Here is a 15,730-nt window from a genome sequence, read left to right as displayed (position 1 = left end):
TTGGCGACCGTGGCCCGAACCCTGCTGAAGCGGCTGCTCGTCGGTCGACCGTTCCGGTCCGACCGGCTCAAGCACACCCTCCTGCCGAAGCGCATCGCCCTGCCCGTATTCGCCTCGGACGCGCTGTCCAGCGTCGCGTACGCGCCGGACGAGATCCTGCTGATGCTCTCCATCGCGGGGGCCTCGGCCTTCGTCTTCTCGCCGTGGGTGGCCCTCGGGGTGGTCGTGGTGATGCTGACCGTGGTGGCCAGCTACCGGCAGAACGTGCACGCCTACCCCTCCGGCGGTGGCGACTACGAGGTGGCCACCGTCAACCTGGGCCCCCGCGCCGGGGTCGGGGTGGCCAGCGCGCTGCTTGTCGACTACGTGCTGACCGTCGCCGTGTCGGTCTCCTCCGGGGTGGCCAACCTCGGCTCGGTCATCCCGTTCGTCGCCACCCACAAGGTGCTCATCGCGGTCAGCGCCGTGATCCTGCTGACCGCGGTCAACCTGCGCGGGCTCAAGGAGGCGGGCAGCGCCTTCGCCATCCCCACCTACGGGTTCATGATCGTGATCGTCGGCATGATCCTGACCGGGCTGGTCCGCATCGTGGTGCTCGGTGAGGACCTGCGGGCGCCCAGCGCCGACCTGGTCATCGCCGCCGAATGGCACGACACCACCGGCTGGGCCATGGCGTTCCTGCTGCTGCGCAGCTTCTCCTCCGGCTGCGCCGCGCTCACCGGAGTGGAGGCGATCTCCAACGGCGTACCGGCGTTCAAGGCGCCCAAGAGCCGCAACGCCGCCACCACGCTGCTGATGCTCGGCCTGGTCTCGGTGACCATGCTGGTCGGCATCATCTGGCTGGCCCGGCTCACCGGGCTGCAGTTCGTCGAGGACCCGGGCCAGCAGATCGTCGCCGGCCCCGAGGGGTACGTGCAGAAGACGGTCACCGCCCAGCTCGGCGAGACGATCTTCGGCTCCGGCTCGGTGCTGCTGTTCCTGGTCGTCGGGGTGACCGCCACGATCCTGTTCGTGGCCGCCAACACGGCCTTCACCGGCTTCCCGGTCCTCGGCTCGATCCTCGCCCAGGACCGCTACCTGCCCCGCCAACTGCACACCCGAGGCGACCGACTGGCCTTCTCCAACGGCATCCTCTTCCTGGCCGCCTTCGCGATCGTGCTGATCGTCGGGTTCCAGGCCGAGGTGACCAAGCTGATCCAGCTCTACATCGTGGGGGTCTTCGTCTCGTTCACCCTCTCCCAGGCCGGCATGATCCGGCACTGGAACCGGCGCCTGCGTACCGAGCGGGATCCGCAGGTGCGTCGGCGGATGCTCCGATCCCGGGCGATCAACACCTTCGGCATGGCGATGACCGGTGCGGTGCTGGTCATCGTGCTGATCACCAAGTTCCTGCTGGGCGCCTGGATCGCCATCGTCGCGATGGGCGTGATCTACCTGCTGATGCTGGCCATCCGCCGGCACTACGACCGGGTCGCCGTCGAGCTGGCACCGGACGACGGACGACCGGTGCTGCCGGCCCGCAACCACGCCATCGTGCTGGTCAGCAAGCTGCACCAGCCGACCCTGCGGGCCGTGGCGTACGCCCAGGCCACCCGGCCGGACACGCTGACCGCGGTGACCGTCAACGTGGACGACGTCGACACCCGGCAGTTGCAGACCGAGTGGGAACGTCGGGACGTGCCGATCCCGTTGACGGTGATCGACTCGCCGTACCGGGAGATCACCCGACCGATCCTGAACTACGTGGCCGGGGTCCGCCGGGACTCGCCGCGCGACGTGGTCACGGTCTTCATCCCCGAGTACGTCGTCGGGCGCTGGTGGGAGAACCTGCTGCACAACCAGAGCGCACTGCGGCTCAAGGGCCGGCTGCTGTTCGAGCCGGGGGTGATGGTCACCAGCGTGCCGTGGCAGCTCGCCTCGACCGCCGGCAAGGACCTCGACCGGATGGACGCCACCCTGGGGCGGGGGCCGGTGCGGGGTCCCCGGGCGGTGCCCCGCAGCACCCTCCCGCCGAGCGTCGCGCCGGTGGACCCCACGCCGATGGACCCCGTACCGGTGGACCCCGCGCCGTCCGGGCCGGGCCAGCAGTCGTCGAACGGAGAGACGCGGTGAACGAGGTGACCCTCCCGGTGCAGCAGTCCGAGGCGGCCGATGGTCGCGGTGGACTGACCGAGGCCGAGCAGGTCGAGTTGACCGTGGCGGCTGTCGCCCCCGGCGGGCACTGCGTGGCCCGGGTGGACGGGCAGGTGGTCTTCGTCCGGCATGCGCTGCCCGGCGAGCGGGTGGTGGCCGAGGTCACCGAGGTGCATCGCGGCTTCGTCCGGGCCGACGCGGTACGGGTGCTGGAGCCCTCGGCGGACCGGGTCGAGCCACCCTGCCCGTACGCCCGGCCGGGGCGCTGTGGTGGCTGCGACCTGCAACACGTCTCGGTGCCCGCCCAGCTGCGCTGGAAGACCGACGTGGTGCGGGAGCAACTGATCCGCCTCGGCGGCCTCGACGAGGCCGGGTGCGACGCGTTGGACGTGCGGGTCGAGGCGCTGCCCGGCGGTCCGCTCGGCTGGCGGTCCCGGGTCCGCTACGCCGTCGACGCGGCGGGCCGGGCGGGTCTGCTCAAGCACCGCTCGCACGAGGTGGTGCCGGTCGACCGGTGCCTGATCGCCCACCCGGCCATCCAGGACCAGCCGGTGCTCACCTCCAGCGGCACCCGGTGGCCCGACGACGACGCGGTGGAGGTGGTCGCCTCCACCGGCGGCGACGTGACGGTGACGGCCTCGACGACGGGGCGGACGACGGGGCGTACCCGGCGGGTCAGCGGCCCGGAGCGGGTCCGGGAGTTGGCCGCGGGCCGGGAGTGGCACCTGCCCGCTTCGTCGTTCTGGCAGGTCCATCCCGCGGCTGCGGACACCCTGGTCGCCGCGGTGCTGGAACTGACCGGGCCGGAGCCGGGGGAGCGGGCCTGGGACCTCTACGGCGGGGCCGGGCTGTTCGCCGCGGCGCTGGCCGAGCGGGTCGGCGAGAGCGGCCGGGTCACCCTGGTCGAGGCGGCCGGCGACGGTGTGGCCGCCGCCCGGGAGAACCTGCGCGACCTGGCCCAGGTGGAGGTGGTGGCGGCCCGGGTGGAGACGGCGTTGGCCCGCCGACGGATCACCGGGTCGGTGGACGTGGTGGTGCTCGACCCGCCGCGTTCGGGTGCCGGAGCGCGGGTGGTGCGCGACGTGGTCGCCGCCAGGCCCCGGGCGGTGGCGTACGTGGCCTGCGACCCGGCCGCCTTCGCCCGCGACCTGCGGGTCTTCACCGATCTCGGGTGGCGGCTGGCCGCCTTGCGTGGGTACGACCTGTTTCCGCTGACCCAGCACGTGGAGCTGGTCGGGCTGCTGCTGCCGGCGTGAACACCGCCTGTTCCCGGGTGTGGCGCTGACCTCGTGCTCAGCCTCCCCGCACCGGTGACCGGGCTGCGAGGTGGGCGAAGGCCGATAGACTCTGCGGTCATGAGTGCTGAAGAGGACACGGCCAACCAGGGCCGGCTGCTGGCCAGGGTGCACGGTCCGCAGGACGTCCGGCGGATGTCGGGCACCGAGCTGGACAACCTCGCCGCCGAGATCCGTGACTTCCTGGTCGCCAAGGTGTCGCGCACCGGCGGGCACATCGGCCCCAACCTGGGCGTGGTGGAACTCACCCTGGCCCTGCACCGGGTCTTCGACTCTCCCCGTGACCGGCTGCTGTTCGACACCGGCCACCAGGCGTACGTCCACAAGATCATTACTGGTCGGCAGGACGGCTTCGACCAGCTGCGCCAGCGCGGCGGGCTCTCCGGCTACCCCAGCCGGGCCGAGAGCGAGCACGACATCATCGAGAACTCGCACGCCTCCACCGCCCTGTCGTACGCCGACGGGCTGGCCAAGGCGTACGCGCTGCGCGGTGAGGCCCGCAGCGTGGTGGCCGTGGTCGGCGACGGGGCGCTGACCGGCGGCATGTGCTGGGAGGCGCTGAACAACATCGCCGCCGCCGGCAACCCCCTGGTCATCGTGGTCAACGACAACGGCCGCTCGTACGCGCCGACCATCGGCGGCCTCGCCGACCACCTGTCGACCCTGCGGCTGAACCCCGGCTACGAGAAGGTCCTCGACGCGGTCAAGGACGCGCTCGGCTCGACCCCGCTGGTCGGCAAGCCGATGTACGAGGTGCTGCACGCGGTCAAGCGGGGCATCAAGGATGCGGTCGCCCCGCAGGCGATGTTCGAGGACCTCGGCATCAAGTACGTCGGCCCGGTCGACGGGCACGACGTGGCCGCGGTCGAGACGGCGCTGCGCGCCGCGAAGAACTTCGGCGGCCCGGTGATCGTGCACGCGGTGACCCGCAAGGGCTACGGCTACCGCCCCGCCGAGGAGGACGAGGCGGACTGCTTCCACGGCCCCGGCGCCTTCGACATCGCCACCGGCAAGGCCACCGCCGCGCCGACGGTGAAGTGGACGAACGTCTTCGCCGACGAGCTGGTCAAGATCGCCGACGAGCGGCCCGACGTGGTGGGCATCACCGCCGCGATGGCCGAGCCCACCGGCATCGCGAAGCTGGCCCGCAAGTACCCGGAGCGCACCTACGACGTGGGCATCGCCGAGCAGCACGCGGCCACCTCCGCGGCCGGCCTGGCGCTCGGTGGGCTGCACCCGGTGGTGGCGGTCTACGCGACCTTCCTCAACCGGGCATTCGACCAGGTCCTGCTGGACGTGGCGATGCACAAGCTGCCGGTCACCTTCGTGCTGGACCGGGCCGGCATCACCGGTCCTGACGGGCCGAGCCACTACGGCATCTGGGACATGTCGGTCTTCGGCGTGGTGCCCGGCCTGCGCATCGCCGCCCCCCGCGACGCCGCCACCCTGCGCGAGGAGTTGCGCGAGGCGGTCGCCGTCGACGACGGGCCGACCGTGGTGCGTTACCCCACCGGCGCGGTCGCCGCCGACCTGCCCGCCGTGCGGCGGGTCGGCACCGTCGACGTGTTGACCGAGTCGGAGCGGGCGGACGTGCTGCTGGTCGCCGTCGGCTCCTTCGGGCAGCTGGGCATGGAGGTCGCCGCCCGGGTCGCCGAGCAGGGCTACGGCGTCACCGTGGTCGACCCGCGCTGGGTCCGCCCCGTCCCGGCCGAGCTTGTCGACCTGGCCGCCGGGCACCGGCTGGTCGTCACCGTCGAGGACGGCGTACGCATCGGCGGCGTCGGTGACGCCCTCGCCCAGGCCATGCGCGACGCCGACGTGCAGGTACCGCTGCGCGACCTGGGCGTGCCGGCCGACTGGCACCCGCACGGCTCGCGTACCCAGATCCTCGCCGACCTCGGCCTGACCGCCCAGGACGTCGCCCGCGACGTCACCGGTTGGATCTCCCGCCTGGACACCCAGACCGTGGAGCCCCTCCCGGTGCCCACCGACAACACCGCCACCCACAACTGACCCACCCGCCGATCGACCGCGCTACCCACCCGATCGACTCGTCGCTCGGGTGGGACCGGCCCCGATGATCTCCCTGGGGTCGGTCCCACCCGTAAATCTCCACGCGGGATCTTCACGCTCGTTCTCCACGCTTGTTCTCCAGGACCAAGGCCCAGGGTCGGATCTCGGCACCCCGTTCTCCGCGCCTGCCTGGTCACCAGCGCACGGTGCAGGCGAAGCCGGACCGATAACAGCGCGTGTCGCCTGGCCGGTCGCCCATACCCCTGCTCGGCCCCTTTGCTCTGCTTCAACCCACGCAACGGTTTACGCTGCGTGTCTGACGCGCGGCGACGGATGTTCATCCCGATCTTTGTTCACACAGCTCAGCGCCTATTGCGTGGGTTGAAGCAGAGCAAAGGCGGGGGAAGGGATGCCGGGAGGCCGGCTATCCGCCGTGACGTTCAGTAACGGAATGGTGGCCAAGGTCAGTCACTGGCAGTGACTTCCTGCGGGGATTGACCGGCGCCGGTCGCTCGGCCAGCCGGAGCGGCGGGTCAGCGGCGGGTCAGCGGCGGGCGGGGCCGGCGGTGCGGTAGTGGGTCTTGTCGTCGGCGGCGAGGCTGAAGGTCTGGCGGCGCTCGGGCAGCGGTGCCACGACCAGGCCGGGGCGGTCGACCAGGCGGGTCGTGCCGGGTGGGACCGACAGGGTGGTGTCCTTGGTGGACCGCCAGCTGAGCACGACCAGTGGCTGCCCGGGCACCGGCAGTTCGTAGACCTGCAACGGGCTGGTGCGGTCGGCGGGTGAGTAGACCAGCGGGGTGTCGTCGGCCGGTCGGTAGACCACGGCGCTCATCGTGCCGTCGGCGGTCTCCCAGGTCAGTTGCTCCAACTCGGCCGGTTCGCCTCCGTCGAGGGTCAGCTCGCCGAGGGTACGGACGGCCACCTTGGCCATGGGCCAGGAGGCCGGTACCGAGTCGGGGGTGTCCCGGTCTCCCACGCGCCGGGTGACACTTCCGAACGGGCCGTCCTTGTCGGCCAATTGGCAGGTGTCGAGGCCGGTCAGCGCCCGCCGGCCCGAGCCGCTCTCGTCGCGGACCAGGGGGTACCGCGGTGCCGCGATGCCGGTGCCGAGGTCGAGCAGCCGGTCGGCGGTGCGGCCCCGGGGCAGTGACGTGGTGGAGCGCAGGGTGGCGGTCACCGTCACGGCGTGGCATTCCGGCACGTCGACCGGGTCGGTGAGACCGTCGGTGGCGGACAGGATCCGGCCGTTCGGCCCAACCACACGGCGGACCCGTTCGGAGGTGAAGTAGCGCCGGCCGTCGGCCGCCTGCACCGGCAGCACGTCGGAGTAGACCAGGTAGCCGGGGTCGGTGTACTCGGTAGCGTGGGTGACCCGGTATCCGTCGCCGTCACCTGTCAGTTGCAGCAGCCAGGAGGCGGCCTGGCCGGGCACTGAGGCGGCGACCAGGGCCAGCGGCGTGCCGCCGACCTGGCCGGAGTAGAGGATGCCGGACGAGGGTACGTGTACCCGATCGTCGATCGGGGAGCGCCAGTCTCGTACCGCCCGGGTTGCTGCGGCCGTCGCGGCCGGATCCTCGGCCAGGGAGCCGCGTGGGGGCCAGACGGTCAGCGAACCGTCCAGGCTGTCGTAGCCGACCCGCAGGTCCTGCGGGCGGCGCTCGGCCACCGGGCCGCAGGCGGCGACGGCGACCAGCAGTGCCGACAGGCTGGTGGCCGTCAAGCCGCGCCAGCGGACTGGACCCACCTGTTACGCCCCCGATCGCGTCGGTCGTCGTTTCGGAGGGCAATAGTACGAGATGTCACGCCCTCGCTCTTCGCCGCCTCACGCTGCGTCGCATCGGCACACACCGACCACAGGGGACGGCCCGTCAACTTGGGCGCTATTTCCCTACTCGGGTAGACTCCGCCGACTGTGACGCCTGCCGAGACCCGCGCCGCAATTCCGCCGAAAACCGACGTCACCCCAGACCTGCCAGCCGAACCCATCACTGAGCGTGAAGATGGGCAAGGCTCCGTTGTGTCTGACTCTACTGTGGACAGTGAGGCGGTCGGCGGCGGGTCGGATCAGGCGGACGCCACCCTGAAGCGGCGGTTCCGTTGGACCCCCCGTCGGGTGGATCTCGCCGTCTTCGGCGGGTTCCTGCTCGTCGCGGTCTGGGTGACCAGTCAGATCTGGGCTGACCCGGCCGGCCGGGTCGCGTCGCTCTACAGCAGTGATCCGGCGCAGGTGCAGTTCTTCCTCGCCCACTCGGTGCGGGTGGTGCTGCACGGGGAGTTCCCGTTCTTCACGGAGCAGTTCAACTATCCGGACGGGGTCAACCTGATGGCCAACACGGCCATCCTCGCGCTGGGCATCCCGATGGTGCCGGTGACGCTGCTGTTCGGGCCGGCGGTCACGTTCGTGGTGCTGGTCACCCTCGCCCTCGCCGGCACCGCCTCGGCCTGGTACCACGTGCTCTCCCGGCACGTGGTGAGCAACCGGCTGGCGGCCGTGGTGGGCGGCTGGTTCTGCGGCTTCTCACCGGCGATGCTCTCCCACGCCAGCTGGCATCCGAACATCATCAGCCAGTTCCTGCTGCCGTTCATCGTCTGGCGGGTCATGGTGATCACCCGGTCGACCCGGCCGTACCGGGACGGGGCGCTGCTGGCGCTGCTGGTCACCGCGCAGGCGTTCATCAACGAGGAGATCCTGCTGTTCACCGCGATGGGCTGCGGGATCTTCCTGATCGCGGTGGTCGTCCAGCGTCCCGCGCTCTGGTCGGCGGCCTGGCGGCCGCTGGGCAAGGCGGTGGCCACCTGCACGGTGATCGCCGGTGCGCTGCTGGCGTACCCGCTGTACATCCAGTTCGCCGGGCCGATGGCGTACCACGGGCTCAGCGACGCGGTGCGGGACTACGGCAACGACATCGCCGCCTACCTCGCCCCCGGATCGCCGACCATCGGCGGCAACCAGCGGGCCAACGTCAACCTCGCGCCGAACTACTCCGAGGAGAACGCCTTCTTCGGCTGGAGCCTGGCGCTGATCGCCGTCGGCATCGTGCTGTGGCTGCGGCGGGAGGTGCTGGTCCGGGCGTTGGCGGCCACCGCCGGGTTCTACGCCGTACTCTCTCTCGGCGAGCGCATCACCTGGTGGGACCGGGAACTGATGGTCGGACCGTGGGAGTGGCTGGTCCGACTGCCGCTGCTGGACGCCGTCGTACCCACCCGGTTCGGCATGATCACCAGCGTGGTGGTGGCGATCCTGCTGGCCCTGGCCATCGAACGCAGTCGGTCCCTGCCGTTGGACCCGCGCACCCTGCGTACGCTCACTGCCGGTGGGCTGGTCCTCGCCCTGCTGCCGATCGCGCCCATGCCGCTGCCGATGACCACCCGGCCACCCGTGCCGGAATTCATCACCTCCGACCGGTGGCGCGCCTACGTCGGACCGGATCAGACGCTGGTGCCGATCCCGGTGCCGAACATGGGCAACACCCACGGCATGCGCTGGGCCGCCGCCACCAACCTCGACTTCAAGATGCCGGGCGGGTACTTCCTCGCCCCGCGCAACGGCAACACCGGCGACCCGGGCCGGTTCGGCGGCCGGCCCAGCGGCATCGGCCGGCTGCTGGAGGAGGTCGCGACGACCGGGCGTACGCCTGAACTGAACGACCGCCAGCGGCGCCGCTCCCTCGACGAGTTGCGGCACTGGCGGGCCGCGGTCCTGGTGTTGCCGGTGAGCCAGCCGCACTCGGAGCCGCTGCGGCAGACTGTCGAGCAACTCGTCGGTCCGGCTCGCCAGGAACTGGACGTCTGGGTGTGGGACGTACGGGCGTTGACCGACCGGACGGCCTGATGCCGGTCGGCACAGCCGAACGCCCCGTCCAGGCCACCACCCGCCGCCGGTTGCGGGTTCCCCGTACCCCGGATGTTGCGGTGGTGGTCGGATACCTGGCGTTGGCGGCGTGGCTGACCAGCCGCCAGTGGGGCCGCCCGGACCGGCTGTTCCACCAGGCCGGAGACCAGATCCTCTTCGAGTGGATGCTGGCCCGCGCCGCCCGGGCCGTGACGGGGATCGAGAGTCCGCTGTGGAGCGACGCGCTCAACGCTCCCGGCGGGGTGAACCTGATGGCCAACACCTCCGTGCTCGGGCTGGGTGTGCCGCTGACCCCGGTCACCCTGCTGTTCGGCTCGCAGACGGCGTTCGTGGTGGCGGTGGTCGGATGCCTCGCCGGCACCGCCACCGCCTGGTACGTGCTGCTGCGCCGGCGGCTGGTCCGCTCCCGGGCGGCCGCCGCGATCGGTGGGCTGATCTGCGGATTCGCCCCCGGAATGGTCGCCCAGGCCGGGGCGCACCTGCACATGGCCGCCCAGTTCCTGGTGCCGGTGATCCTGGCGCTGGTGTTCCGTGGCGAACCGGCCGGTCGGGTGTGGCGGTACGGGCTACTGCTCGGGCTGGCCGTCACCTACCAGGTCTTCCTCGGTGAGGAACTGCTGCTCTTCGTGGCGCTGGCCGCCGGGGTGTTCGCGCTCGGGTACGCGCTCGCCGACCGGGCGGCGGCCCGCCGACTCGCCCCCGGGCTCGCCGCCCGCATCGGGATCGGCGCGGTGGTGGCGGCAGCGCTGCTGGCGTACCCGCTGTGGTTCCAGTTCTTCGGTCCCGGCCACTACCGGGGGATGCCGTTCCACGCGCACGCCTACCAGCTCGACGCGGCGTCCTTTCCGGCCCTGGCCCGGCAGACCTTCCTCGGGGACGGCCGGTCGAGTGCCCTGCTGGCGCCCAACCCGACCGAGGAGAACTCCTTCTTCGGGCCGGTACTGCTGGTGCTGGCCGTGCTCGCCACCGCCTGGCTCTGGCGTCGGCCACTGGTGCGGGCGCTGGCCGGATGCGGGGTGGTCTTCGCCCTGCTCTCCCTCGGCACCCCGGTACGCCTCGACGCGGAAGTCACCGAGCTGGCCGGGCCGTACCGGCTGATCTCCGGGTTGCCGTTGCTCGACCACGTGGTGCCGGCCCGGTTCGCGCTGGTCTGCGTACCGGTGCTCGGGATGCTGGTGGCGCTGGCCGCGGACCGGGTCGCCCGGCAGTGGGCGTCCACCCGGTCGGCGGTGCGGCTGCTCTGGGTCGGTGCGCTCGCCGCCGCCGTGCTGCCGTTGACGCCCACTCCGATCCGGACCGTGCCAATCTGGCCGGTGCCGGGGTTCGTCGCCGACGGCACCTGGCGGGCGTACGTGCCGGCCGGGCGGACCCTGGTGGCGGTGCCGCCGGTCACCAACCACGGCCGCAGCCCGGCGATGCTCTGGTCGGCGCGGACCGGGCTGGCGTTCACCGCCCCGGGTGGCTTCTTCATCGGCCCGAAGGCCGCGGACGATCCGACGGCCCGTTGGGGTGCCCCCGACCGGCCCACCTCGGCGCTGCTGCGCCGGGTGGCCGACACCGGTGAGCTGCCGTCGATCACCGATGCGGACCGCCGGCAGGCGGTGGCGGACCTGCGGCACTGGCGGGCGGCGGTGGTGGTGCAGGGCGAACTGCGCCACGGCGACCCGGTACGTCGTACCGTCGAGGCGTTGCTCGGGCCGCCCCGCCCGATCGACGGCGCGCTCGTCTGGGACGTCCGCCCGCTGGTCGGCTGACCCCTACACCCGGTCGCGGACGTCCCAGAGCCAGACGTCGTCGACGCGCTGCGGCTCGCCGAGCAGGGCGGTCATCAGGTCCCGCAGCACGGCCTCCCTGGGGTGGGCGCCGAGGACCACCACCGAGGCCCGCCAGAAGCGCAGATCCTCGACCGCCCGTCGGCGGTCCTCGTCGGTCAGCTCGGGCAGTTCCCCGGTGTCCATGCTGCGGTAGATCAGCGTGCTGGTGTGCCGGTTCGGTGCGCCGAAGACACCCTCGCCGTCGAGGTTGGGGCCGATGAAGTAGCCGGCCGGGATCGGGAACTGGTGCTGGGTCAGCGCGCTCCAGCGCAGTGTGGACAGCCCGTGCACATTGCTGGGGATGGGCACCGGCACCAGGGTCCGGCCGTCCGGCACGTACGGCCGCCAGGCGCCGGAGGTGATGAAGGTCGGTGGCGGATCGACTTGCTCGGCCGGCAGCGGGGTGGGGATCAGCGGCAGTACGGCCAGCGTGATCGCCGCGTACCCGACGGCCTGCTGCCAGCGCGGTCGCCGCCCCCGGCCCGCCGGCTCCGAACCGCTCGCCGGCTCCGAGACGCCCGCCGAGCCCTCCGTGGGCTGCGGGGCGCGTGGGGCCGGTACCGGCGGTCGGCCGCGTCCGGCCACCGCGTCCCAGGCCAGTGCGAGCAGGACACCGAGCGCGGCCGTGGTCACCAGGGTCAGCCGGGTCGGCATCATCATCTCGACCAGCGGCAGGTCCTCCGGGATGTACGACCACGGTCCGCCGATGCCGGTCAGTTCCCCGTTGAACCGGATCTCCGGGCCGAGCGCCGCCACGGAGAAGAACACCACAAGCACCGCCAGGATGCGGGCCACCATGCAGCGGCGGACCAGCAACGCCAGCGCCACCACGGACAGCAGCACCAGCGGCCAACCGAACCAGGTGTTCTGCTCGGTCATCCCGATGGTCTTCTCCACCGCCTCGGTGCCGGCGATGGTGTCGCGGGGGAAGGTGACGAAGGCGACGATGTCCTCGCCCCAGCTGTGGAACACCCCGCCCTGCAAGCCCCGGTAGGACTGCGGGCCGTTGAACTGGAACCAGATCGGATACGCGGTCAGCAGCAGGGCCAGCCCGCCACCGACACCCAGCCCGGCGGCGAAGGTGCCGGCCCGCTGCCGCGCCGCCCGAGGCCGCATGATCGCGTACGCGATCACGACGACCAGGCAGGCCAGCGCGGTGAGCAGCAGCATCTCCTCGTTGATGAAGATCTGGTACGCCACCAGCAGTCCCAGCACCAGCCCGTTGCGCCGCCACCGACCCGGCTCGGTCAGCCGGAACACCCGCACCACGATCAGCGGGAGCAGGAAGTTGGAGACGAAGTTGGGCTGGCCGTTGGCGTGGTGCACGATGCCGGGGGCGAAGCCGAGGAACCCGCCGCCGATGAAGGCCGCCGCCCGCGAGCGCACCAGGTGTCGCGACAGCATCCAGTACGCGGTGCCGGCCGTGGCGGCCAGCGCACCGCCCAGGTAGAGCGCGTACACCACCTGGGGGCCGAGCAGCCAGGTCAACGGGGCCAACGGCAGGGTCACCCCGAGCAGCGAGGTGTTGGCCATCATGTTCACCCCGTCGGGGGCGTTCTGCTGCGTGCTGAACAGCGGGTTCTCCAGGTTGCGCACCGAGTACGCGCCGTGCGAGAACAGCCACTCGAACCAACTGTGGTCGGTGGGCAGGTGCGAGGAGACCCGGTTGTTGACGTCCACCCAGTAGTTGAGGCAGACGACGACACCGAGCAGCACGTAGGCTCCGATGGCCAGCACATCGGCACGGGCCGGCCGGCGCCGAGGTCGCCCTGTTGATTGCGTCTCGACGGTCGGGGAGACGGGATTCAGCGAGGGATTTACCACCGGCACGGCCACGACGGGCCATCGTACAGGCGGGCTCTTGGGGCTTTTGGCACCCATAGGGTGCGTACCGGATGTGTCGCGGGGGAGGCGAGCGTGACGGTGATCGACCTCGGTGAGCGGACCGAGCCGAGCGACCAACCGCTACCCCGTCGTCGTCGGCCCCCTCCTTCCCGCTCGTTCCTGGTGCCGGTGGCGCTGGTCGTGCTGGTGGTGCTGACCGGTGCGGCACCACCGGCTCCCCGGATGCAGGCGATCCTGCCGTCGTCGCTGTCCGCCCAGGTGTTCCTCACCGGCGGCGGCCAGATCGTCGCCGTGAAACCGGTGACCGGTGTCGCCGACGGAAGCCAGGAACTGCTCGCCTATCGGCAGCCGGAGCGGGCCACCGGTGCACCGCAGCAGCTCACCGCAGTGTGGCGGACACCCGTCGGGTCCGCTCAGCCGATGGTGGTCGAACGGGTGGACGACTCCGCGCTGGTGTTCTCCTTCAACAGCACGGATGCCGGCGCGGAGACCAGGCTGCTGGACAGCCGTACCGGACAGCTCCGCTGGCGGCAGAACGGGATCGCGGTGTTCATCACCCCGCACCTGATTCTGCTGCAGACCTACGAGAGGCAGGAGCTGGACCGGGTCACCGCGGTCGACGTGGCAAGTGGCCGTGAGCTGTGGTCGGTGTCGTCGAAGGCGTTCTGGCCCTCCTATCACCGGGACCCAGCGGAGATCGATGTCGTGGTGCTCACCACGGTGGGCGGCGATGTTGAGGTGCTGGACGCGCGGACCGGCACGCGGCGAGGCCGTCTCCCCGCCGACCCGGACGATCCGGGCGACCAGCGGTACGCCTCGGTCATCGGTGACCTCGTGGTGGTTCGCAGCCCCAGCGCAGTGGCCGCGTACCAGCTCGACGGTCTGGCCCGGCGATGGCGGACCGACGTGCAGTCGGTCGAGCGGATCTACAGGTGTGGAGCCATGATCTGTGCGCCGAGTGCCGGATCCGGTGTGCATCTGCTCGACCCGGCGACCGGAGCCCTCCGGTGGACCGTCGGCGAGGGCTTCGACGTTCTGCATGCCGGGGACCGGCGTGCCCTGGTGGTCGACCACCGGCAGCGCCCCCTCTCGGTCGCGACCGTCGAGGCGGGAACAGGACGGCCTCCGACCGCCGACGACAGCTGGGACCTGGTGCAAGACTTCGGTGCCGCCTCGCATCCGCTCGGGACACGGTCCATCCCCGACGTGGGCGCGGTGCTGGCCCGGCTCGATCCGGCAGTGGGACAGCCACGCCGCATCGACCTGCTACCCGGTGCGGTCGGCAACTGCCGTCACCGGGACGGCCTGATCGTGTGCCGCCGCCGGGACGGCAATTTCGGGCTGTGGCAGCTGCGTGACTGACCGCAACTCGGCTGGAGCGGCTCGCTTGCCTGCGGCGTTAAGCTCCGGCGACCAGCGAGGTGCGTGGCGGAGAGGGACGAGTGTGACGTTGATCGACCTCGGCGAGCTGTCCGCGCCGAGCGACCCGCAGCCGCCGCGCCGACGGCCCCGTCGCGGCACCTCGCGCTGGCCGGTGGCGCTGATGGCGCTGGTCGTGCTGGTGGTGCTGACCGCTGCCGCACCCCCGGCCGCGCGGGTGCACGCGACGGTGCCGGCCGGCCTGCCGGCCGATCTGTTCCTCACCGAGGAGCACATCTTCACCGTCAACCCGGCACCCAGGGTGACCGACGGCTCGCAGGAACTCACCGCGTACGCGCGACCTCGCCGGGCCACCGTCACCCCACAGCCACTCGCCGCGCTGTGGCGGGTGCCGGTGCCGCCCGGACACCGGTTCTTCCGGGTGGAGTCCGTCGCCGACGGTGTGCTGTTCGCCCTGGTCCCGTCCCAGAGCACCGGCCACCCCGGCGAGACCATGCTGCTGGACGCGGCCACCGGGCAGCAGCGCTGGCGCGCCGTCGGGTTCGGCACCCCCGACGCCTCGGGTCGGGTGCTGCTGCAGACGATGGCCCTTGACGAGTCGACCACGCTGCGGTCGGTCGAGTTGGCCACCGGTCGCGAGCTGTGGTCCAGGACGATGCCGCCGTCGCTCATCGAACTCCACCAACGCGATGGTGTGATCGACGCCCTGGTGCTGTCCACGAACGCCGGTGACGTCGAGGTGCTCGACGCCGCGACCGGCCGGCTTCGCCACCGGCTGCCCGCCGTCGACACCACCGGCTACCAGCAGGTGTCGGTGGTCGATGACCTGCTGGTGATGGTCCGCAACTCGCGTACCGTCACCGCCTACGACCTGGCCGGTCTGGTGCCGCGTTGGCAGGCCACGGTGCCGCTGGCGGACTTCGTGACCCGCTGCGGCGCGCTGCTCTGCGCCCGGGCCAACCGGGGCGGCACCCACGTCCTCGACCCGGCGACCGGGAACGTGCGGTGGAGCACCAGCGAGGTCGTCGACCTGCTGTGGGTGACGCAGGAGCGGGCCATCGCACAGCTCGACGGCCACGGGCTGGTCACGCTCGACGCGGCGACCGGAGAGGTGGTGACCGAGTACGGCCCCTGGGACACGGTCGCCAGCTACGAGCGCGTGCCCCGACTCCTCGGGATCCGTCTGGTGCCCGAGACGGGCGCGGTGCTGGCCCGGCTCGACCCGGCCAGGTCCCAGCCACGGCGCATCGACGTGCTCCCCGATGTCACCGGCGGCTGCCAGAGCCGGTACGACCTGATCGCCTGCCGGCAGCAGAACGGCTCCTTCGGGTTGTGGCAGCTGCCCGACTGAGCCGCGTCGAGAGGCAGGATGTCGACACCACCGACGCGGGGCGCTG

General features: G+C 71.8%; 9 protein-coding genes. 7 read left to right on the top strand and 2 right to left on the bottom strand.

What is annotated here, in order from left to right; genetic code table 11:
- The first annotated feature begins 9 nt into the window (after positions 1-9).
- The 3 genes from JMF97_RS00670 to dxs all read left to right on the top strand — a co-directional run bounded on the left by JMF97_RS00670 (position 10) and on the right by dxs (position 5,441).
- The gene (locus JMF97_RS00670) at positions 10-2,112 is read left to right on the top strand and encodes an APC family permease (RefSeq protein WP_307816713.1); all 2,103 of its coding nucleotides are present in this window, start codon (positions 10-12) and stop codon (positions 2,110-2,112) included.
- Entirely contained in the window at positions 2,109-3,389 is a 1,281-nt protein-coding gene (locus JMF97_RS00665; RefSeq protein WP_438803735.1) for a class I SAM-dependent RNA methyltransferase, read from the top strand. Before JMF97_RS00670 ends, JMF97_RS00665 begins: the two co-directional genes overlap by 4 nt.
- A gap of 99 nt (positions 3,390-3,488) precedes the next feature.
- Positions 3,489-5,441, top strand: coding sequence for a 1-deoxy-D-xylulose-5-phosphate synthase (dxs, locus tag JMF97_RS00660; RefSeq protein WP_203219762.1), 1,953 nt, complete (start codon positions 3,489-3,491; stop codon positions 5,439-5,441).
- 544 nt (positions 5,442-5,985) lie between these two features.
- Here the strand turns inward: dxs and JMF97_RS00655 are convergent.
- Positions 5,986-7,161 carry a hypothetical protein gene (locus JMF97_RS00655; RefSeq protein ID WP_238358477.1) on the bottom strand — a complete coding sequence of 392 codons (1,176 nt, stop codon included), beginning with the start codon at positions 7,159-7,161 and terminating at the stop codon, positions 5,986-5,988.
- Positions 7,162-7,521: 360 nt separating this feature from the next.
- On the opposite strand from JMF97_RS00655, the gene JMF97_RS00650 reads away from it, so the two are divergent.
- On the top strand, positions 7,522-9,273 hold the full coding sequence (locus JMF97_RS00650) for a DUF6311 domain-containing protein (RefSeq protein WP_238358564.1): 1,752 nt from the start codon (positions 7,522-7,524) through the stop codon (positions 9,271-9,273).
- Positions 9,273-11,048 (top strand): hypothetical protein, encoded by a 1,776-nt coding sequence (locus JMF97_RS00645; protein ID WP_238358476.1) that lies wholly within the window; start codon positions 9,273-9,275, stop codon positions 11,046-11,048. The genes JMF97_RS00650 and JMF97_RS00645 overlap by 1 nt, the downstream gene beginning before the upstream one ends.
- Positions 11,049-11,051: 3 nt before the next feature.
- Here JMF97_RS00645 and JMF97_RS00640 read toward each other — a convergent pair whose 3' ends face one another.
- The gene (locus JMF97_RS00640; protein ID WP_412101298.1) at positions 11,052-12,944 is read right to left on the bottom strand and encodes a DUF6311 domain-containing protein; all 1,893 of its coding nucleotides are present in this window, start codon (positions 12,942-12,944) and stop codon (positions 11,052-11,054) included.
- An 81-nt stretch (positions 12,945-13,025) separates the two neighbouring features.
- Between JMF97_RS00640 and JMF97_RS00635 the strand changes: the two genes are divergently transcribed.
- On the top strand, positions 13,026-14,315 hold the full coding sequence (locus JMF97_RS00635; protein WP_203219757.1) for an outer membrane protein assembly factor BamB family protein: 1,290 nt from the start codon (positions 13,026-13,028) through the stop codon (positions 14,313-14,315).
- Positions 14,316-14,397: 82 nt separating this feature from the next.
- Complete coding sequence (locus JMF97_RS00630; protein ID WP_203219756.1) at positions 14,398-15,684, top strand: outer membrane protein assembly factor BamB family protein; 1,287 nt, start codon at positions 14,398-14,400, stop codon at positions 15,682-15,684.
- Positions 15,685-15,730: the final 46 nt, after the last annotated feature.

The organism is Micromonospora fiedleri (assembly GCF_016774385.1).
Taxonomy (GTDB): domain Bacteria; phylum Actinomycetota; class Actinomycetes; order Mycobacteriales; family Micromonosporaceae; genus Micromonospora; species Micromonospora gifhornensis.
This window is presented reverse-complemented; position numbering and strand designations above follow the sequence as displayed.